The following is a 23,226-nucleotide window of genomic DNA, read 5'->3' as shown; positions in this document are numbered from 1 at the left end:
CAGACTAAAGTAACTATTCCTATTTTGATTTATAGTTTTTTTTGTTCAAACTATACGTACTTAATTTTCATTAAAATTTTAAATAAAATATCTTTATTTAAAATGATATTGGCTCAAATGAAACTCATTATAAGCTTAAAAAGAACTAGCCAATTAATGGAAAATCTTTTATTTAATATTTCGAAAGGTAATACTCATTTATTGAAAGAGCAAAACATAGATGATGCATTAAGTTTTTGTATTAGCAGTATTTGTGAAGGTCAAGATATTGACAGGTGCTATATTTTAAAAAAAAAAGCAAATAATGGTATACCAAAACTATACTATATCCATGAATGGTGTAATGAAGGTATTGAATCTCATTTAGGTAATCCTTATCTAAACGGAGTTGCACATGAAGCTTTAGATGGACTCTATCACACATTATTAAGAGAAGAGCCTTTGTATGGGAATGTTAAAGAAAATGCTAATGAATTGTTAATAAATACCTTGGAGAAACAAGGTGTTAAATCATTTTTATTTACCCCGATATTTTGTAATGATTTATTTTGGGGATCTATTGGTTATCATAACTCCAAAAATGAAAGAAACTGGCTTGATGAGGAAGTTTATGCATTACAGACAATAGCTGAAAATATTGGATTTCGACTTAATCAGGAGGCTACTATTTCAAAATTAGAAAATACTTTAGAAAAACTGGACTTTTATATGTCTGGTTCCAGTCAAGCAATGTGTGAATATGATCTTGAAACAAATAAAACTATTTATTCCCATCATTGGGCAAAAATGCTAGGCTACTCCAATGATGAAATCTCAAGTGAGATAGAATTTTGGAAAAAATATATCCTTCCTGAGGATATGTTAGCATTCACAATTAACTTAGAAAATTTTATCGAAGGAAAATCAGTTAGCCATGAAGGAACTGTAAGCCTGATTCATAAAAAGGGTCACATAATTTGGGTAAAATATTCCAGTTTATTGCAAAAAAATAAAGAAGGAATCCTAGTAAAGATTATTGTAAGGTATATTGATATTAATGAGATTAAAGAAATAGAAAATTCAGAGGCGAAATTTAGATTTATTACTGAAAACACTACAGATTTAATTTGTCAGCATTTTGATGACGGAAAATTTCAATATATTTCTAGTTTTTGTAAGGAAATTACCGGATATACTCCTGAAGAGCTCATTAATAAACACCCTTGGGATTTCATCCATAAAAAAGATTTAAAAAAGATTGAAAACTATTTAGCGATTATAAAAAATTTAAAAAATGAAAGAATAACGTATCGATTTCTAAAAAAAGAGGGCGGTTACATATGGTTAGAAACTTCCGCTAAGGTAATTATTGATGCAGAAAACCGAATAATAGGATTCCAAACATCGCACAGGGATATTAGTGAAAGGATAAAAGCAGATGAAGAGATAAAATCAGCTCTTTTGAAAGAAAGAAAATTTAACGAATTGAAATCAAAATTTGTATCGATGACTTCTCATCAACTCAGAACGCCTCTAACCGTTATTTACTCTAATGCGGAGCTTATCGATATTAAAACCAGTCATTTTGAAAAAAAATCAATTATTAAAATTGAACCAATCACTACAAGAATAAAAAATGAAGTGGATAGAATGACCGAATTAATGGACAATATTCTAATTTTTGGACAATATGAATCTGAAAAAATTAAAAAAAAAATTAAGCCCATTGACTTCAATAAATTTATAAAAATATTAATTGATACCTATTTTAGTAATACCCATGATGGTCGAAAAATCAATTTGAAAATTCAGGGTAAAAGACAAATTCTTTTTACCGATGAGACTTTAATGATTCATATATTGACCAATCTTATTAATAATGCCTTTAAATATTCTACGAATAGAAAAGAACCTATTTTAAATATAAATTATTTAGCAAAAGAAATTGAAATAGAGCTAATTGATTATGGTATTGGAATTCCTAAAAAAGAAATTCAACATTTATTTACTTCCTTTTTTAGAGCCTCAAACACGAATACAATAATAGGTTCCGGATTGGGCCTGGCTATCGTAAAACAATTTGCGAAAATGTTAAATGGCAAAATAAAATTAGAAACTAAAGAAAATTTTGGCACAACAATAAAATTAAAATTTCCTTATGAACAAAAATAAAATTCTACTAGTTGATGATGAACTAAATATAAGAGAAACCATTACAGAACTTCTTCTCTATAAAGAATATGATGTTAAGACCGCTTCAAATGGTCAAGAAGCATTAGCTATTTTAGAATACTGGAGTCCTGATTTAATTATATGTGATATTATGATGCCAGTGATGGATGGTGTAATGCTTCATGAAATAGTTAAAGAAAACCAATTTTTGACTGCAATCCCTTTTGTTTTCTTGACAGCAAAGAAAGAAGATAATTTAATGAAAAAATGCCTGTTGGATGGTGCAGATTATTTTATATCCAAACCTTTTAAAATAAGTGAGTTAACAGGGGTGATAGAAGCAAAAATAGATCGATTTGAAAAAATAAAAAATGCTTATGCTAATTTATATATCGGTAAAAAAAATTACTTTTTGCATGAAATCAATACACCTCTAAATGGCATTTTAGGTTCTGTTGACCTTTTAATTGAATATAAAGATCTTTTAGCAAAAAATGAAATAGAGACATTTTATAATTCGATTAAACTATCGGGGGAACGATTAAACAGAACCATGCAAAATTTAATATTGTATCAAAATCTTAAAAGTAATTCAAATGAATTTTGTGATGATTCAAGTTCTGAAGTACTAGACGTTTTTTTACTTGTAAAAGAATTTTTTTTTAAGATTTATGAAGGTCAAGAAAAAAGAATCGTTTTTGATATTGACAAAGCGAATTTAAAAATAAGTCAAAAGCATTTGCAATTCATACTTTTTGAATTAATGGATAATGCATTGAAATTTTCCTCGGATAAAAAAATTATTATTATTTCGGGTCAACAGTATAATACTGAATGTTATGAATTGGTTATTAGAGATTTTGGTATTGGTTTTAGTGCTGAGGAATTGAAGAAAATTGGTGCCGCTCAACAGTTCAATCGGGAAGAAAGAGAACAACAAGGATTAGGATTAGGACTTTTTTTAAGTAAAATTATTATAAAAAGGACAAAGGGAGATTTTAATATCGTTTCAAGAGAAAATGAGGGTACAACTATTAAAATAATTTTACCTTTAGAAACTTTTAAGATTTGAAACTACTAGTCGATCGGATTTTATACCTCACTAAATAAGTAGTTTTATTGATCGATACTTCACTGAGTTTGTTCAATCGCAGGAATCTTTCATCTTGGATATCACAAAAGTATCGGTTCATGATATTTAATTTTTGAAAAATATAAAAGCAAATATCTGATTGTATGCTAGTTGTATACAGAGGCTTTGTATAAAAAAGTATTGCAATTTTGTTTTTCATAATGTGGTGACTTTTGAAGATTATTAAATTAGATTATAAATTTTCTATTGTCAAGATGTTCATTATTCAAACCCCTTGTTTTGAATGTAATTTTTGTAGTTTTCAATGAACAATTTATAAAGTAAAATGTTTTTTCTTTACCCTAGTCATAATTCATTATTTCTTATCAGCTTTAGGTTATTGGATATTTGTTTTTAAAGAGTAATTTATGCAGTAATTACAACTTTACCTATTGTTCTATTTGTTTCTATGGATATGCAAATGAATTCTATGGGTGTAGAAACGACTATGATAAGTCGTGTTGGGGATGATGAAAATGGAAAAAACATATTATCTTTTTTAAACGATCAAGAGCTTACCACCGATTTAATTCAAATTACATAAGAATATAAAACGGGAGCGGTTCATGTAATGATTAATGAAAAGGGAAATGCTTCCTACAATATTTTATATCCGTCAACAGAAATGATGGAAAAAGTAACTGCTGAAGCAGATGTTTTTGTATTTGGAAGTTTAGCATGCAGGGATGAGGTTACTCGGACCACTTTGAACAAACTTTTAGGGGAGGCAAAGTATAAAATTTTCGATGTAAATCTAAGAGCCCCTTATTGGGGGCTACAAAGCAGCTAAAAAGGAATATATCGCACAGCAGTGATAATTTTTCCGTTTTTTAATATTCTCAATTATATTTTTAATTTCCTCTTCAGATAAATGTCTTAAATAAACGAAATTTTTATACAAAATTTAATCATAATTATTTATTGACTTTTGAGTTTTTTTCTTAATAGAGTATTTAGTTAATTCAGAAATAAATGTTTTTCGCAATTATATTTTAAAGAAATAAATATGATATTCTTAATTTATTCTAAAAATAATTACTTTTGCTTAACTTTTGATTTAGCTTATTAAATCACCTAATTAAAAATAATTTCTCAATATTATTGACCACTTTTATAGCGTGAATTATTTTTAAATAATTTTTAAGAAAAGTAAGTCTTACTTAGTGAAATTTAATTCTTAGAGTACTCAATATAAATTTTATGAATACCTCAAATTTTATGTCAAGAAGAATATATATATTATTGGTACTAATTACACTGTTTTCCTGTAATTCAAATAATAATAATAATAATAAAAGGATTTCAATTGGATTTTCACAAAGTATATCGGAGGATGATAGCTGGAGGAAATCAATGGATAATACTATCAAGATTGAAGCTTCACTTCATCCCGAAATTGACCTAACTATTTACAATGCGAATAGCAGTACAAAAAAGCAGATTGAAGATATAGAAAAAATGATTGATAACAAATTGGATGTTATCATCGTGGCACCTTATGGATCAGATTCTATAGTACCGGTAATAGAAAAAGCTAATAAAAAAGGAATACCTGTAATTATAGTTGATAGAAAAGTTAATACATCAAATTATACTTCATTTTTAGGAGCTGATAATGTTGAAGTAGGTCATATTGCAGGAAAATATATTGTTTCTATGTCTAAAGCGCATGCAACTATTCTGGAAATTAAGGCAACGACGGATATCTCACCTGGCGTAGAGCGTAGTTTAGGATTTAAACAAATCATTGACCAATACCCAAACATTAAAAAGATAAGTATAACTGCTCCAAATTTGGCATCCATAAATAATAATTTTAGTAAGGTCCTGGACAGTATGCCAAAAATAGATTATGTCTTTGCTTTTAATGATATTATTGCACTTCAAGCATGGGAAGTAGCAAAACGAAAAGGTAGAGAAAAAAATATAAAATTTATAGGAATCGATGGATTGAATGATCCAAACGGAGGAATACAAGCTGTTAAAGATGGTAAGTTAACAGCAACGATATTATATCCAACAGGTGGTAGCGAAGCGATTAAGCTTGCAATTAAGTTAGTAAATAAAGAAATAGTCTCTAAGAATAATATACTTAACACTATTTTGATTGACTCCTTAAATGCTGATATAATGAGCAATCAATTTGATAAAGTGACTCAACAACAATCTAATATTGAAACACAACAGAATGTAATTAAAGAACAGGAAAAGAAATACCTAACATTATATAATTTAATTAAATTGCTAAGCTTTCTTCTAGTAGTAATTTTCTGTTTAGGACTTTTTAGTATTTATTCAGTATTTTCTATAAAAAAGAAAAAAAAGTTATTAGAGGAAACAAATACAAAAATCATTCATCAAAGGAATGAAATTGAAAAATTTGTAGAGAAACTTAAAGAAAGTAATGAATCTAAAATTAATTTTTTTACCGGAATATCTCATGAATTTAAAACCCCTTTAACCCTAATATTAAGTTCAGTTGAATCTTTACACGATGAATTTCAAAATAAGAGTAATTCTGTTAAAAAAGATTTAGACATAATGTATAATAATTCTTTGAGATTACTTCGATTGATTAATCAATTGTTGGATTTTAGAATGGTGGAAGATAAAAAATTCACTCTAAAACTATCCAAAAATAATCTTTGGAAATTTTCGGTGAATATGTTTAAGGAATTCAAAAGAGAGGCTAAAAAAAGAAAAATAATTTATACAATTGAAACGGATAATGAGGGTTTAGAAGTTTATTTTGATCCAAATTTAATGGATAAGGTTTACTATAATCTGTTATCTAATTGTTTTAAATTTACTCCTGATGGAGGTAAAATTGAAATTAAAATAAGCCAAGAAAAAGACAAAGGGCTTGTTAAAATTAATTTTAAAGATTCCGGTATTGGTATTCCTCAAAAGGAAATAAATCAAATTTTCAGTCCCTTTTTTCAAGGTTCTAATAACTATAGAAACGGTTCAGGTATTGGATTGAATTTATCTAAAAACTTTGTTGATTTGCACGAAGGATCGATTGAAGTAAGTTCTATTAATGGTGCCGAATTTTCTGTTTATTTAAAATTAGGAGATAGCCATATCGATAAATCAAAAATTATAAATGAAAGTACTTATTTTTCAGATAGTGAAAATGGATATGAGTATTTGGAATCTGAATTAACACCTAGTACGGAATCCCTAATTACAGAAAATAAACCTTCTCTTTTAATTATTGAGGATAATGCTGATTTACTGGATTTTATTGCTTCAAAATTAAAAGAAGATTACATAGTTAGCAGGTGCAACGGAACCAAAGCAATAGAAATGGTCTTGGAGTTAATGCCAGATATTGTCGTTTGTGATTTAAATTTACCGGAGAAGAATGGTTTTGAAATTTGTGAAGCTTTAAAAACGAATATGATTACTTCCCATATTCCTGTAATCATTTTAACAGCAATGGATGATAATAATACTTATATAAAGTCATTAGAAGTTGGAGCAGATTTATTTTTAACTAAACCTTTTAATCTAAAAGTCTTAAAGCAATCTATAAAAGGATTACTGTTTAACAGAGAAAAGTTACGTTATTACTATACTAAAAATATAAATAAAATCGAAAACGATGGACTTAGCTTAATTGAAAGAGAGTTTTTGATTAAGATTAATTTGATTTTAGAAAAAAACATTGATGACTCCTCTTTTTCTGTTGAAAATCTTGCCAGTAAATTAAATATTTCACGAGTGCAACTCTATAGAAAAGTAAAAGCAGTTTTAGGAATAGGAGTTGGAGATTATATTAATAATTTTAGATTAGAGAAAGCAAAAGAGCTATTAATGACCACAACAATGAACATCTCTGAGATTGCGTATTCTTGCGGTTTTGCTTCTCCTAATTATTTCTCAACTACTTTTAAAACTAAGTACGGAATACCTCCAAAAGACTTTCGAAATAATTAATTGTGTTAAAACAATGTAACATTTTTATACATATTACAATATTTAGCTCTTTTTTATATTGATTTTGCAGTATTATTTTTTCTTAACTCCTTGTTTTATTGGAGTTAAGTTTTTTTTTAAATTACTTGGCATGTGTAACAATACTTAATTAGTTCATTAGAGTATCCTTGTAATTTTATAAAAAAATAGTATAAAATGAAAAAGTGCATAACAATTATCCTGTCAGGACTTATACTTATTGGATGTAAATCCAAAAATGATCCAAGTCCAAGTCCGAACCCAAATCCGAATCCAAACCCTAATGTGGCTGCCGAGCTTTTGAAATTTAATTTTAATGAAACTTCTGGGCAAACACTAGTAGAAACTAAAACGAATGCCAGTTTTAATATAAATGGACCTTCTGGTTCATCTGAACGAATTGTAGGCGTTGAAGGAAATTCATTAAGAGTCAATGGGTTTTATGGTTGGGCTACCGGAAATACAAGTGTAACTTTTCCTACAGCAAAAGTGTGTGTGTGTGGTTGGATTGCTCCATCCGCTTTTCCTGTTCAAAGGAAAGATTTAGATCCAATTACCGAAAACACAAACGCTGCTATTTTTTCAAATGTAAACACATCCAACAGTTCTGGCGTTGCCTTAGGAATCAATCAGCACGGAAGAGTTATTGGACAATTTAAAGTTGGGACAAATGTGATTCAAATTTTATCTGATCAAGAAGTAGCGCTAAAAAAGTGGAGTTATATTGCATTAAATATAAATGCTTCAAGCGGAACGGCTTCGTTGTATTTGAATGGTATTCAAATTAAAAGTGTTACGTTTGATGTTGGTACACTTTTATGGGATAATAGCGCCACCATTTATATCGGTAAAGAATCAAAATCTAAAACACTTGCTGGATTTGACACTAATGGTTTAACTGGAGCAATCGATCAAGTAGCCCTTTGGAATAAAGACTTAACAGCAGCCGAAATACTAACTCAGTACAATAAATTTGCACCATCAGATCCAGATCTTAAAATCCCGACTGTGGTTCGGTTTGCCAATGATATTCATCGTCCAAAATACCATTTACTTCCATCTGCGGGTTGGACTAACGAATCGCACGGATTGCTATACATTGACAATAAATACCATATTTTTAGTCAAAGAAATTTGAACGGGCCTTATTTAGAACATATTAATTGGGGACATTATGTGAGTAGTGATTTAGTAAGCTGGGAGGAGAAAACGCAAATTTTGTGGCCTCAACCCGGATTTGACGAAGTGGGTATTTGGTCAGGACACGCAATAATAAGTAACGGTCAGCCTTTTATTTTTTATACCGGTGTAAATAAATCTAAAGCCGCAATTGGACTTGCAACTTCTACCGCTCCTTATGATACTTGGACAAAAAATCCTAATGCTATAATACCAAACGCACCAACTTCTTCTGCCAATGCTGATTTTAGGGATCCTTTTGTATTTCAAAACAATTCAGATTGGTATATGATGATTGGTACCGGTTTAAGAAGTGGAACCCCAAGAGGAGCATTGTATTTATATAAATCGACTTCTTCAGATTTTAAACAATGGTCTCCTCAAGGGACAATGTTAGAGGGAAATCCTTCTGTAGATGGAACGGGGGATTTTTGGGAAATGCCTATTTATTATAATTTTGGAACAAAATCAATTGTACTAATCAATAAGCTACCTAATGCCAATGCATTATATTGGACTGGAAACTTTAATGGTTCACAATTCATTAGAGATAATCCCGTTCCGGAACGATTAGATGTAATCAATCAATTATTATCGCCTTCTATTCATCCTGATGCAAATGGGAATTTAACAGCAATAGGAATTATACCGGATGGCGTTACTTCTGCAAAACAAAAAGAGCAAGGTTGGGCACATGTATTTAGTTTACCTAGAGTTTGGACACTTGTTAATGGTAAAATAAAACAAGTTCCACATCCAAATGTATTGAGCCTTAGAGGAGCTTCTAAAAATTTTACCAATGTAGTTTTTGACCAAAATAGCTCAAATGTATTAAATAATTCAACTGGATCTCAATATGAAATCGTTGCTACTATTAATCCAGGAACGGCTTCAAAAGTTGGTTTTTCTTTAAATAAAAATACTGCAACAGGAGAACAAACATTAATTTACTATGATTTAGCAACAAGTAGTTTTGTTGTAGATAGGAGTAAATCTTCTATTTTAACTAGTGTTCCGCTGTCTAATCAATCTACAAATTATGTATTACCGACAGGAAATATAAATTGGCGCATTTTTGTGGATGCATCTGTAATTGAAGTCTTTGTTAATGAAGAATTAGCTTTTGCAACACGATCTTTTCCTTCCACAGGGAATAATTTAATTGATTTATATGCACAGGGTGGTTCAGCAACAGCAACTGATTTAAAAATATACAATATTCAAGGAGGCGGAACTGCATCTACATCAAAGTATATCGAAAAAAAAAATGAAATAATTCATCCAGTTGTTTTTCCGAATCCATCAAGTGAAAATTTCAACATTAAATTTAGTGCTATAACTGAGGCGACTCCTGTTTATGCTTATATTTTTGATATAACAGGATTTCCAGTTAAAAAAATTGAAGCAATTCTAGATGCCAATAATCAAATAATTCATTGGAATGGTATTATGGATAATGGAAATAAAGCTATTAGAGGTGTTTATATAATTAAAGGTCTATTGAAAAATGAATTATTTGATGCTAAAATAATCGTAGAATAATGATGAGAAATTAAAATTAGTAGTTCATTATTGCTTGTCTTTTTTCGTTTATAAATTAAGTACCGTCGCAGCAATTATTAACTAAATGAAACTAAAATTTTTAGACTAAAACTGCATTCTACATTAGAAAAAATTGGATAAATGACCAATTGAAATATTCTTCTATGGTGGTGAATACCATCTCTCATATTGAATAGATTATAAAATGATATTTTAAATATTATTGTATAATCTATTTTTTTTAATTCTATCTGTTTTTTTCTTGCATTTCATTCAGTACTATATAGCTATGGTGAATTTCTGAGTTAAGGCATTAGTAAAGATTATTAAATTCTCTTATGAAAATTGCAAATCTTATAAAGTGAAATTATTTACATTCTTCCTATTTTGAACTACTAATCCGAATCAAGGGTTGAAATTTTTTTTTGTGCCGTTAGGCACTATATATAGGTAGCAATTAAGTTTAAAATTCGTTAGCGTGCCGTAGGTACGCAACATTTATCGTTTTGTTGCGTACCTACGGCACACTAAATTAGTACTAATTCATGTTTTCTACCAAGATTTAGTGCCTAACGGCACATTCTAACCCTTGATTCGCATTACTAATATAAAGTTACACCATGTTATTCTAAAGGTTTTGTATTAGTTAATTCTAAAATTAGGCTGTTTTAGTACTATAGATAAATTAATTTTTTAGAGTGGTAATCCCCAAAATTTAAACTATCACTATTTTTTTAGCGTGTTGTTATTGATATAAGTGTAAATAATTTAAAATAAAAAAACACTATATGTAATTTGAAGCCACTTAAATTATTTAAAACTTTTTTTTAATTTATTTTTTGTTTCGAAATCATAATTCCATGTTACAATATTATACAATCATATCTTGTGTGTAATCTAATATGTTGAAAATAAAATGGTTGTGATTTGTGTAACAAATTTGAAGTAAATGGATACATTACGAAAACGTTATCTTACTGTTTAATAATAAGTTTGATAATAATTAAAAACATGGTTTATGAATAATAAAATTTTGAGATGGTCAATCATTGCGTCTTTCGCAGGATTTCTATTTGGCTTTGATACAGTAGTGATTTCAGGTGCAGACAAAACGTTACAGTTGTTATGGAATTCAAGTGATGTTTTTCACGGTTCTGTAGTAATGGCAATGGCACTTTGGGGTACAGTTATAGGTGCTATTTTTGGGGGAATTCCAACAAATAAGCTAGGCAGAAAAAATACGTTATTGATTATAGGGATTTTGTTTTCTATTTCTGCTGCTGGTTCAGCGCTTTCAAACGATCCGTTTGTTTTTGCCTTTTTTAGATTTCTTGGGGGGTTAGGTATTGGAGCTTCAACAATTGCTGCACCAGCTTATATATCTGAAATATCACCAGCCAAGGATCGAGGGCGTTTAGTGGGATTGTATCAATTTAATATTGTCTTAGGTATTCTTTGTGCCTTTTTATCAAATTATCTATTAAGTGATATTGGTGTAAACGCTTGGCGATGGATGCTTGGTGTTCAGGTTTTTCCATCTTTGATTTATTCTTTTATGGCATTTAGTATACCAGAAAGTCCAAGATGGTTGTATTCAAAAACTAGGATTGATGAGGCAAAACTTATTTTCGAAAAAATTGGATCAAAAGAAGATGTTCAAAGTATTTTGGATGATTTAAGTAAAAATAGTAATAGTACTCCTTTGAACGAAAATATTTTTATGAAAAAATACCGCTTTCAATTAATCTTGGTTTTCTTGATTGCAGCTTTTAATCAATTATCAGGAATTAATGCGTTTTTATATTATGCTCCCAGAATATTTGAAGAAGCAGGATTAGGGGCAAAAACTGCATTATTAAGTAGCATAGGTATTGGTTTTATAAATTTGATTTTTACACTAATTGGTGTTTATCTTATAGATAGATTGGGAAGACGTAAATTAATGATTTTCGGATCTATTGGTTATATTTTCTCACTTTCAATGGTTGCAACTTCTTTTTACTTAGACTGGACAGGAATGGCAGTTCCTACATTTCTATTTGTTTTTATTGCATCTCACGCAATTGGACAAGGGGCTGTTATTTGGGTGTTTATTTCTGAAATATTTCCCAATCATTTGAGAGCTTCCGGACAGTCTTTTGGTAGTTCTGTCCATTGGGTTTTAGCAGCTATTATCCCTTCTATGGTTCCAATCTTTTTTACAAGTTTTGGTGTTGGGAATGTATTTGCCTTTTTTGCTTTTATGATGGTTTTTCAATTGCTATTTGTCCTTTTTATGATGCCGGAAACCAAGGGAATTTCTTTGGAAGAGGTAAGTAAAGGGTTAATAGATTAAATAATAATTATGATGAATATATTAAACAATGGAATTTTAAAAAGATTATTTTTTATCCTGATACTGATTGCAATGTATGGTTGTAGTTCTACTAAAACAAGTAATGAAAAAGTAGTAACCAATGAAGAATTATACAGACCCAATTTTCATTTTACACCAAAAACGGGATGGATGAATGATCCAAACGGAATGTTTTTTTACAAAGGGTTGTATCATTTATGTTTTCAGCATTATCCAAATGATAATGTTTGGGGGCCAATGCATTGGGGACATGCAACAAGTAAAGACATGATAACTTGGAAGGAAGAAAAAATTGCACTTTATCCAGATGAGATGGGATATATATTTTCAGGTAGCTCAGTTGTTGATGTGAATAATACGTCTGGATTTGGGAGTTTAAAAAATCCACCAATTGTAGCAATGTTTACTTATCATGATGCTGTAAAAGCAAAAGCAGGAGCAAAAAATTTTCAATCACAGGCTATAGCATATTCTTTAGATGAAGGAATGACTTGGACAAAATACAAGAATAATCCAGTAATTAAAAATCCTAATATTAAAGATTTTAGAGACCCAAAAATGACTTGGGACGCGATTCATAATCAATGGATAATGGTGCTGGCCGCCGATGTGGAAACTAAAATATATCGTTCTTCAAATTTAATTGATTGGGAATTGGCTTCTGCCTTTGGCAAGAATCTTGGCGCGCACGGTGCTCCTTGGGAGTGTCCAGATTTTTTTCCTATTAAAGTTGATGGTTTAACCGAAGTGAAATGGGTGCTTTTACAAAGTATTAATCCTGGTGGACCAAATGGAGGATCGGCAACACAATATTTTGTTGGAAATTTTGATGGAAAAACGTTCACAGCAGACGATTCATTTACTCAAGACTTAAACAATTTTGGAGCATTATGGGTTGATTATGGTAAGGATAATTATGCAGGAGTCACTTGGTCTAATATTCCGGATTCTGATGGACGTAAATTGTTTATAGGTTGGATGTCGAATTGGGAATATGCCAATAAAGTACCTACAAGAAATTGGAGAAGTGCTATGACCATTCCAAGAGAATTGAAACTTATAAACACTGAGGGTCATTATCGAATAGTTTCTCTGCCAGTAAAGGAATTGGATAAATATATTTCAAAGACTATTAAAAAGGATCTTCTTACTATTGATAAAACAACTGTGATTATAGATAAATCTGCTGTAGATATGTCAAAATTAGACATTCATTTTACTATGAATGGTTTAAAGGATGACAACTATGATTTTATCCTTTCAAATAAAGAAAATAATGCCATTCATTTTGGAATTAATAAAAAAGAGAAGTGTTTTTACATTGATAGAAAAAATGTAAGTCAAACCTCTTTTTCAAATGAATTTGCAAACAAAATTTCAAAGGCTCTAATTACATCAGACTTTAATTCAATCGAAGTGAGAGTGCTTATCGATAAGACTTCAATTGAAGTGTTTTATGATAATGGAAAAACGGTGATGACTGAAATTTATTTTTCAGATAAACCAATGGATTCTTTTTCAATAGCTAAAGCAAATTCTGATTTTGAACTTAAAAATGTATTGATAAACCAACTGAAATTTTAGATAATAGATTATGCAAAAAAAGAATAATAATTAAAAAAACAAATTAACTAATAACCAAAATTATAGATGTATGAAAATTAAGTATTTTAAAAATAAGAAAAACATATTGTCAATATGTTTGTTTTTCTTAGTGTTTATTGCTTCAGGGCAAGAAAGACAAATTAATGGATCTGTTTTATCAGACGACGGACAGCCTTTAGCAGGGGCTAGTATTCTTGTAGAGGGCTCTAAAAATGGAACCACATCAGATTTTGATGGTAATTTTAAAATTTCTGCTAATGAAGGAGCTAATTTGATGGTTTCTTATATTGGTTATTTAGATGCTAAATTAAAAATAACTTCAAAAAACACATACAGCATCAAATTAAAATCTAGTCTTAATAGCCTTAGCGAAGTTATTGTTGTTGGGTATACAAAAGAAAAAAAATCAGATATAGCAGGTGCTATTTCGGTTGTTAAAGTTGCGGATATTTCTCAAGAGTCTTCCCCTAATATTTTAACAGCTTTGCAAGGTAGAGTTGCTGGTTTACAAATCAATTCTGGGGGTACGCCAGGAGGGAATGATTCTCAAATTATTATTAGAGGATTAACTACAGTGACTAGTGGGTCAGCTCCGCTATGGGTAATCGATGGAGTTCAAACCACAAGTTCATCCTCGTTAAATCCTGAAGAAATTGAATCAATTCAGGTATTAAAAGATGGAGCCTCAGCAGCGATCTACGGAACTTCTGCTGCAAATGGAGTAATTGTAGTTACTACCAAGAAAGGCAAAAAAGGAGTTTCTGAATTTAGTTTTAAATCTGAAACAACAGTGAATATGTTAAGAGATAAAATTAGCTTACTTAATTCGCAACAATGGGCGGATGTGGAATATCAAGCACAACAAGGTGCTGGAATTGCAATTCCTACACATCCGGTTTTAATTAATAATGGTTCTGGCTTTACCATCCCTCAATATTTAGATCCAAATGGCTTGCAAACAGCAGCTAATACTAATTGGGTAAAGGAAATTACAAACGATACATTTTCAAACAACACCGATTTTGGTTACAGAAAAGGAACTGAAAACTTAAGTTTATATACCCAATTGAGTTATTCGGAAGATAAAGGTATACAGAGATATACCGGTTATGACCGATTTAATTCTAGAATAAATGCTTCGTATAAATTATTTAAGGATAGATTGACCATTGGTGAAAATTTCTTGTACTCTAAATATAATGAGATAAAAGCAAACGAGTTTGAAAATGCCATTCTTCAAAATCCAATGCTCCCGGTATATTCTAATCTGGGAGATTATGCCACTATTATAACTGGGGGTATGCAAGACAAACCAAACTCTGTAGCAAATTTATGGAGTAATAGAAATAATAAGCAAAAGAATCAAAGGTTTTTAGGAAATGCCTATTTGGATTTTAAAATTATTGATGGTTTGGTTTTTAATACGACCTTAAATTTTGATAAAGGAACTTATAAATTTAACACTGCAACTGAAGCTTTTTCTACAAATGGGACAATCCCTTCCGTATTTCAGAAAATTACTACTGATGATGTGGATAATGATTATTTGGCTACTATTTTTACTAATACTTTAAAATATGATAAAAGTTTTGGAAGACATCGATTGTCAATATTGGCTGGTGTAGAAAATTCAGCAAGAGAAGAAAACTTTCATAATAACCAAATTAATGGGGTAAATATTACTGATCCTGCAGGCTATGTGATTAATGATAATGCACAATATAAAATATTAGTAGGAAAGGTAGAAACATTTAAGATTTCACAATTTGGATCTCTTAAATATGTCTTTGATGATCGATATATTGTGTCAGGTACTTTGAGAAGGGACGGATCATCACGTTTTGGAGAAAACAATAAATACGGTATTTTCCCTTCAGCTTCTTTAGCTTGGAATGCAAAAAACGAAAAATTTCTAAAGGACAGTAAGTACGTTTCTAATTTTAAATTAAGAGCATCTTGGGGTATAAATGGAAATGACCAAATAGCAGATTACTCCTATCTTTCTAGTTATGTAAATAATACTGTTGGTAATGTAGTAGAGTTTTCAGATTACAACATAGATGGAACAGGTATAGGTACTTCAGGAGGTGTATTGCAATCTCGTCAAGCTAATCCCGATCTTAAATGGGAGTCAACAGAACAATACAATGTAGGATTTGATTTAGGATTTTTTAATGAAAGAATCTCGCTACAATCTGATTTTTACATAAAAACAACCAATGATTTAATTCTAAGACCTATAGCTTTATCTGTTAATGGAGAAAGCCAGCCTCCATTAATTAATGCAGGTTCGGTTAGTAATAAAGGCTTTGAAGCTGTGCTGAGCTACAAAAGCAATCCTGCAAATGATTTTAAATATGGGGTTGATTTGAATTTCTCAACCTATAAAAATAACGTAGAAAGTTTAGATACAGAGTCAAATTTTTTACTTAACGGAGTGTCAATAACAAAAAAAGGATCACCAATAGCTTCTTTTTACGGATTAATTGCTGATGGTATTTTTAGAACTCCTGAAGAAGTTGCTGTTCATGCTGATCAACCTGGAAAAGCAGTAGGTAGAATTAGATATAGGGATATTAATTTTGATGGTAAAATTGACCAATTTGACAGAACAATCATAGGCAACCCACATCCCGATTTTATATATGGAATAAACTTATATTCTTCTTATAAAGGATTTGACATAACACTGTTTTTTGACGGGAAACAAGGAAATGATTTATATAATGCACAGCGTGCAATAGGTGATTTTGATTATTTTAGTTTTAATCATAATACAAATACTCTAGACGCTTGGACACCAAGTAAGGCTAATTCAAATGTACCAGCATTGTCAACATTGAATAGTAATAATGAGTTGCAACCTTCAAGTTATTATGTTGAAGATGGTTCCTATATCAGATTAAAAAATATAACATTAGGTTATAATTTTGATAAAGCTTTATCAAAAAGGTTAGGAATGAATAAAATGAGATTTTATCTAGTGGGTCAAAATTTGTTTTCTCTAACGTCTTTTACTGGCTTTGACTATGAAGTTTCTGGATTAAGTGCTGGAGGAATTGGTGTAGCAGGTTATGGAATTCCTCACACAAAATCGATGACTTTTGGTATAAATGCAAATTTTTAAAATCTTAAATATGAAAACAAAATTTAAAATAGTATTTACTTTAATGATAAGCATGCAATTGCTTTCCTGTGTAAATGACAGCGATTTAAATGTAAAGGAGAACTATGTTTTATCAGCAGATAATATTGATCCTGAACAATTAGTAATAGCGGCATATAGCGCACTTGATTATCGTTATAATACAGGTGAATTTAGAGACTTATGGCCTTTTGACCATGCACCATCTAACTGGGCAACAAGCGATATTCGTTGTGGAGATTCCTATAAAGGAGGTGGAGGTACTGGTGATAATCCAGGTGGTGGAATGCATCAGTTAGAAACGCATGATTTATTTCCTTCAAGTGAAAATGCTTACAATGTTTGGAGAGCCATTTATTTTGGAATAAAAAGAGTTGATACTGCTTTGAGAGCTATTAATACAATAGATGAAGCTAAATTTCCTAATAAGAAAGCAAGAATAGGAGAACTAAAAGTTTTGAGAGCTCATTTTTATTTTGAAGCAATTAAAAATTTTGGGTCTATAGTTTGGTATGATGAAAATACTCCAATTGCAGATATTAATAAAATACCAAATACTTTTGACTTTAGTTTTATGTGGTCTAAAGTTGAAGGTGATTTAACAGATGCAATTGCTCAATTACCTGACACACAAACAGAATTAGGGAGAGTAAATAAAGTAGTAGCGTATGCTTACTTATGTAAAGCGCAAGTCTTTCAAAAAAAATGGACTGAGGCAATTGTAAGTGCGAACTACGTTATTAATTCTGGAAATTATGGATTAGTAACTGATATAGAAAAATTATATTCGATTCCAGGGTACGGAAATCGTGAAAACATATTTGCAGTTCAGTATTCTATAAATGATGGTTCTCAATTTGGAAATCTCAATTTTGGAAATTTATTAAATGCACCTGATAGTCCTGGAGATGATATTAAAAACCCATATTTAAATGGTGATGATTTTGATAAACCTTCTCAAAATCTTGTAAATTCTTTTAAAGTTGGTGCAGATGGGCTTCCGCTATTTGACAGTTATAATAATGCGAATGTAACTCCAACGGACTTAGTAGATCCAAGATTAGATCACGAAATTGGAAGAACTGGAATTACTTGGAAAGATTGGGCAGCAAGACCACAACAACCGGACTGGAATAGAGATCCAGCAACTTATGGTTCTTACTTGGTTAAGAAAAATGTAATTTCTCCAAATTCAAACGGTTTGGCTTCAAATCCTACAGGGTTCCCTTGGGCATTAGGTAATTTAGACTTTCCTATTATTAAATACAGTGATTTATTGTTATGGAAATCGGAAGCTTTAATTGAATCTGGTTCAAATGTTTCTGGTGGAGTTATCATAATTAATGAAATTAGAAATAGAGCTAAAAACTCACCGTATGTAAAAGATTTTAATAATCCATCTCAAAATGCAGCAAATTATTTGATAAATCTATATCCATTATCATTATCTCAGGATGCAGCTAGAAAAGCACTTAGAATGGAAAGAAGATTAGAATTAGCTAACGAAGGACATGGTTTTTATGATTTAGTGAGGTGGGGTATTGCTGAACAATATGTCAACAATTACATTCAAGTTGAAAAAACACGCCGTACCTATTTACAAAGTGCTTCATTACAATCTCACGAACAATATTTGCCTATACCACAAATTGAAATTGATGCAAGTGCAGGTGTATATAAACAAAGAGCAGGATACTAATTAGACTAAACCAAACCAAACTTATAAAAATATGAAAACAATAAAACAACGACAATCTATTTATAGTATAGCGATTGCATTTATCACAATTGCATTGACTTTCTTATCATGTTCTAAAGATGATAACTTTTCTGATAAAGTTCCTGATTATACGGAATCTATCGTTCAGTCTTTTAAAGTAGGATCTAAATATGCCGATATTAATCATACCATTGGTACGATTACAATGACATTACCATCTGGAACTGATTTGAAAAATGTTAAACCTGAAATTAGACTTCCAGAAACTGCTTCAGTAACACCAGCCTCAGGATCTACAATAGATTTTAGTAATGGTCCAGTAACCTTTGAGGTAGTTTCAACAAATGGAGCTCATAGAACCTATACTGCTAGTATTGCAGCTTATGGTGATCCTAAGATATTATCATTCTCGATTGGTGATAAATTGGGTATAATTGATGAAGTAAATAAAACAATTAAAGTTGAGATTGGTAGTCAAGGAGGAGACTTGAGTAATTTAGCTCCTTCATTTGTAATTGCTGAAGGAACAACTGTAGATGTTGCTTCTGGAGTTGCCAGAAATTTTACTTCCCCTAAAGTATATACTGTTTTATCAAATAATGGATACACCGCTAAACAATATACGGTGACGGTTACACAAATACAAGCGCCTAAAATTGAATCGTTTGTGGTAAATGGAGCAGTTGGTATTGTTGATAATGCTGCAAATTCAATTGTGGTAATTTTACCTCCGGGAGCTAACCTAACTAATTTAGCACCTGTTATTACGTTACCTGCAGAACAAACAGTAACTCCTTCTTCTGGGGCTACACAAAACTTTAGTAACGGTTCAGTTACTTACACAGTTAAGAACAAAGAAAACCTTACAAAGGTTTATAATGTAAAAGTTGAATCAATAGCAGCAACAAAATATGCCTTTTTGGGGTTAGAAGATGATATAAGTTCATTAGTTGATGATGATGCAAAAGCTGCTGCAACTTGGATGCAAAGTACCTATGGTGCGGATTTCAAATACATTAAAATTGCAGATATTTCAGCATTAAATATTGGAGATGTGAAAGTTGCCATGTTGTATTATTTAACTCCAAAAGAAAATCAAGGTTTTTTTGCTACTTCTAATGATGTTTCTAATATGCTGCCTGCTGGTTTAAGACCAGGTGGTTCACAAGCTCAGTTACTTAAATCTTGGGTAAAAGGGGGCGGAGATATGCTTATTGCAGGAGACCCTAGTCCATTCATCTTTTCTTTAGGGAGAGTTCCCGCAAATTTTGGAGCAGCAAGAGCACCAGGAAATTATGTATTCTCTGAATTTGGTTGTGCAAGTGAAACAGGATGTTATGACACGGGTAAACCTGCAGATGATATATGGGGATTGGGAATGAGAGACTCTAACAATTCTGGGAATAGACGCAATGATGAAATTTTTAATGGCTTAACCTTTGAAGGAGGAGCTGGAAACGAATATTTGCCATTACAAAATAGTGCAAATAGAGAGGTTAGATTAATATGGTGGCAACACTTTGATGGAATTCTTAATCCAAGCTGTTGTGGTTCTGATGCTGCTTCCCAATTTGAAAAGACTTTAACGGCAGTAAAATATGGAACATTAAGACACATTGGAGATGCTTTTGGTTATGGTGCAGTTGAATTTAAAAGAACTGATTTGGCTAATAATGCAGCATTTGATTCTCAAATACCAACAGATTTCAAAGGACATATTTTTACAATTTCAAATACAATTGTAGGTTATGAATGGAATTCGAACGGAACTACAAATGATTATCAAAACAATATAAAAGTTTTCACCAAGAATATTCTTGATCACTTGTACAATCTAAATAATGATTAGTAATTTTTAAATAGAATTTCTTAATTATAAAAAAATGAAAAATGAAAAATAAAATAAAAAATGGATTTTACATTAAGTATGTATTGTTGCTATTACTAGCAACAATCACATACTCATGTGAGGAACGTCTGAATTATGACGATCAATTGCCAAGTACTTTGAATATAATTGAATCAATTAAAATAGGTCAAACAAGTGCTACGATAGATAATTTGTCTGGAGTTGTTAATTTTGTTTTGCCTTCTGAAACAAATTTAGCTGCAGTTGTATTAGATATAAAGAGCCCGGAAGGTGTAATTGTTACTCCAGCATCTGGAACAACTGTTAATTTAACAACTCCTATTGAAGTAACTACTAAATCAGGGGATAAAACCAGACATTATATTATAAATGCACGTGTACTCCCAAATCAAATTGCTTTTGTGAGTGATGCTACGTCGATAGACAATATTGTTGACGAAGACGTAAAAGCTGCTGCTCAATGGGCTAAAGATACTTATGGTAGTAGGTTTGTTTTTATTCCTTTCTCTGATTTAACTATAAATTCTTTGAAAACAGTGAATGTTGTTTTCTTTTTTTATGATACAGAAGGAACATCAGCTTTGCCACAAGTAAGTTTGGATAAAAAAAATGTATTAACTCAGTATCTTGTTGAAGGAGGTAAAATGCTTTTAGGAGGTATGGCAACTAGTTATGCTGAAGTTATTGGTCGTGATAAAAGTGGTCTTTTAACAATAAAAGGAAATGGTATTGGCTTTGTTGATAGTGGTACTTGGAGTATTGATGGAGGTGTTAATTTTCAAAATGATCAAAGAAATAGTCCTATTTATAACTTTACTCAAGTAATTTCTACTGATTCTAATGGGTATTTCCCAGTAATTAATGGTGGATATAAAGAAGATCATAATAATTTGTGGGATTTAGGACCATTGTTAGGGCCAGGTCATCAAAAAGGGCAGTTTGCGGAATTTGAAAACCTTTATGGTGGTAAAGTTCTTGCTGTTTGGAGCGGTGTTAGTGATGAATGTTGCCCGGGTATTATTGAATTTAAGTCGAATTCAGTTTATGCAGGAACTATTATAGCAATAGGCATAGGCGGTATGGAATGGGCCATGAATGACGGAAGAACCAATGTATATGCATCTAATATACAAGGGATCTATAGAAATTCGATTGATTATTTAGGTACAAAATAATAATTTGTTTAGCTTGTGGTTTTATTGGGCAGGTTTTCCTGCCCTTTAATTTATTTAATTTATTAAAAAATGGAAAAAAAATATACTTTAAGTGCGGTTTGTTTTGGGGAGGTTTTATGGGATATTTTCCCTACGCATAAAAAAATTGGGGGAGCGCCATTGAATGTAGCTTTAAGAATGAATTCTATGGGAGTAGAAACGACTATGATAAGTCGTGTTGGGGATGATGAAAATGGAAAAAACATACTATCTTTTTTAAACGATCAAGAGGTTACCACCGATTTAATTCAAATGACGGAGGAATATAAAACAGGAGCTGTTCATGTAATGATTAATGAAAAGGGAAATGCCTCCTACGATATTTTATATCCGTCAGCTTGGGACAAGATCATAGAAACAGAAATGATGGAAAAAGTAACTGCTGAAGCAGATGTTTTTGTATTTGGAAGTTTAGCATGTAGGGATGAGATTACTCGGACCACTTTGAACAAGCTTTTAGGGAAAGCAAAGTATAGAATTTTCGATGTAAATCTAAGAGCCCCTTATTACACTACCGATGTCTTAAATGAACTTATGTTAAAAGCTGATTTTATTAAGTTGAATGATGAAGAGTTACGTGAAATAAGCAGCGAATTAGGGTCACCATATAATTCATTTGAACAAAACATTAAATTTATTGCAGAAAAGACAAATACAAAACAGGTTTGCGTTACCAAGGGGGAATTTGGAGCTGTTTTGTACTATAATGATAAATTTTATTATAATAGTGGTTATTTTATAAAAGTAGTAGACACCGTTGGTGCTGGGGATTCCTTCTTAGCTTCATTAATAGTACGATTATTAAGAGGAAAATCACCTCAAAAATCATTGAATTATGCTTGCGCAATAGGTGCTTTAGTAGCTGGACAAGAAGGAGCTAATCCAAAGATTTCTGAAAAGGTAATTAGTGATTATATGAAAATTGAGAAAAAAAGTAAAAAAAATAGTTTGTGATTCTATTAACGCGTTGGGTGTAATTGTTTTTGAATTACACCCAGCGTGTTCTTTTTTTTGCTAGATGTAGAACTTTAGTATATAGCCTAAGAAATATTTCATTTGATATCAAATAAGAGTAAAGTGTTGTATTTTTAAGTTGCTTGTATTGAGTGTGTTATTTAATATTGTTGCATGTTTTACAAGGATGGATACCCTTTTGAGATTAAAGATATAGTGGTAAGAAGATTAGTTTCGACAGATGTAAAAAAAACTTTTATTTCTTCTCAAAAAATAAAGTCAATATTGTCTAGTCCTGAAAAAACGATACAGGATTAATAAAAAATAAAAGTACAATTTTTAAACAGTAGTAAGCTCCGGTTTACTACTGTTTTTTGTTTTATAGGTTCTCATTTTAA

Annotated in this window: 13 protein-coding genes; all 13 read left to right on the top strand. The window is 30.8% G+C overall.

Translation table 11 applies throughout. The annotated features are described in order from the left end of the window. Positions 1 to 117: 117 nt before the first annotated feature. The 13 genes from ACM55I_RS13770 to ACM55I_RS13710 all read left to right on the top strand — a co-directional run bounded on the left by ACM55I_RS13770 (position 118) and on the right by ACM55I_RS13710 (position 22,828). Positions 118 to 2,151, top strand: a complete 2,034-nt coding sequence (locus ACM55I_RS13770) for a sensor histidine kinase (protein WP_416847431.1) — start codon at positions 118 to 120, stop codon at positions 2,149 to 2,151. After that, complete coding sequence (locus ACM55I_RS13765; protein WP_416847430.1) at positions 2,138 to 3,223, top strand: ATP-binding response regulator; 1,086 nt, start codon at positions 2,138 to 2,140, stop codon at positions 3,221 to 3,223. Before ACM55I_RS13770 ends, ACM55I_RS13765 begins: the two co-directional genes overlap by 14 nt. 469 nt (positions 3,224 to 3,692) lie before the next feature. Then, a complete protein-coding gene (locus ACM55I_RS13760; RefSeq protein ID WP_416847429.1) occupies positions 3,693 to 3,827 on the top strand; it encodes a hypothetical protein in 135 nt (44 codons plus the stop codon). 27 nt (positions 3,828 to 3,854) lie between these two features. Then, the gene (locus tag ACM55I_RS13755; RefSeq protein ID WP_416847427.1) at positions 3,855 to 4,073 is read left to right on the top strand and encodes a carbohydrate kinase family protein; all 219 of its coding nucleotides are present in this window, start codon (positions 3,855 to 3,857) and stop codon (positions 4,071 to 4,073) included. A gap of 428 nt (positions 4,074 to 4,501) precedes the next feature. Continuing rightward, positions 4,502 to 7,225: a substrate-binding domain-containing protein gene (locus ACM55I_RS13750; RefSeq protein ID WP_416847425.1), complete on the top strand. Its 2,724-nt coding sequence runs from the start codon at positions 4,502 to 4,504 to the stop codon at positions 7,223 to 7,225. Positions 7,226 to 7,420: 195 nt separating this feature from the next. Further along, complete coding sequence (locus ACM55I_RS13745; protein WP_416847423.1) at positions 7,421 to 9,964, top strand: GH32 C-terminal domain-containing protein; 2,544 nt, start codon at positions 7,421 to 7,423, stop codon at positions 9,962 to 9,964. A gap of 1,018 nt (positions 9,965 to 10,982) precedes the next feature. After that, positions 10,983 to 12,299 carry a sugar porter family MFS transporter gene (locus ACM55I_RS13740; protein WP_416847422.1) on the top strand — a complete coding sequence of 439 codons (1,317 nt, stop codon included), beginning with the start codon at positions 10,983 to 10,985 and terminating at the stop codon, positions 12,297 to 12,299. Positions 12,300 to 12,308: 9 nt separating this feature from the next. Continuing rightward, positions 12,309 to 13,904 (top strand): glycoside hydrolase family 32 protein, encoded by a 1,596-nt coding sequence (locus ACM55I_RS13735; protein ID WP_416847420.1) that lies wholly within the window; start codon positions 12,309 to 12,311, stop codon positions 13,902 to 13,904. Positions 13,905 to 13,974: 70 nt separating this feature from the next. Further along, on the top strand, positions 13,975 to 17,052 hold the full coding sequence (locus ACM55I_RS13730) for a SusC/RagA family TonB-linked outer membrane protein (RefSeq protein WP_416847418.1): 3,078 nt from the start codon (positions 13,975 to 13,977) through the stop codon (positions 17,050 to 17,052). 10 nt (positions 17,053 to 17,062) lie between these two features. Beyond that, positions 17,063 to 18,769 carry a RagB/SusD family nutrient uptake outer membrane protein gene (locus tag ACM55I_RS13725; RefSeq protein ID WP_416847417.1) on the top strand — a complete coding sequence of 569 codons (1,707 nt, stop codon included), beginning with the start codon at positions 17,063 to 17,065 and terminating at the stop codon, positions 18,767 to 18,769. A 31-nt stretch (positions 18,770 to 18,800) separates the two neighbouring features. Beyond that, entirely contained in the window at positions 18,801 to 20,639 is a 1,839-nt protein-coding gene (locus tag ACM55I_RS13720) for a hypothetical protein (protein WP_416847416.1), read from the top strand. Between the two features lie 41 nt (positions 20,640 to 20,680). Next, positions 20,681 to 21,835 carry a DUF4960 domain-containing protein gene (locus tag ACM55I_RS13715; RefSeq protein ID WP_416847415.1) on the top strand — a complete coding sequence of 385 codons (1,155 nt, stop codon included), beginning with the start codon at positions 20,681 to 20,683 and terminating at the stop codon, positions 21,833 to 21,835. 69 nt (positions 21,836 to 21,904) lie between these two features. Then, entirely contained in the window at positions 21,905 to 22,828 is a 924-nt protein-coding gene (locus tag ACM55I_RS13710) for a carbohydrate kinase family protein (protein ID WP_416847414.1), read from the top strand. Positions 22,829 to 23,226 lie beyond the last annotated feature (398 nt).

Source organism: Flavobacterium algoris, from assembly GCF_048158525.1.
Lineage (GTDB): Bacteria > Bacteroidota > Bacteroidia > Flavobacteriales > Flavobacteriaceae > Flavobacterium > Flavobacterium algoris.
The sequence above is the reverse complement of the archived record's forward strand: the minus strand, read 5'-3'. Positions and strand labels throughout refer to the sequence as shown.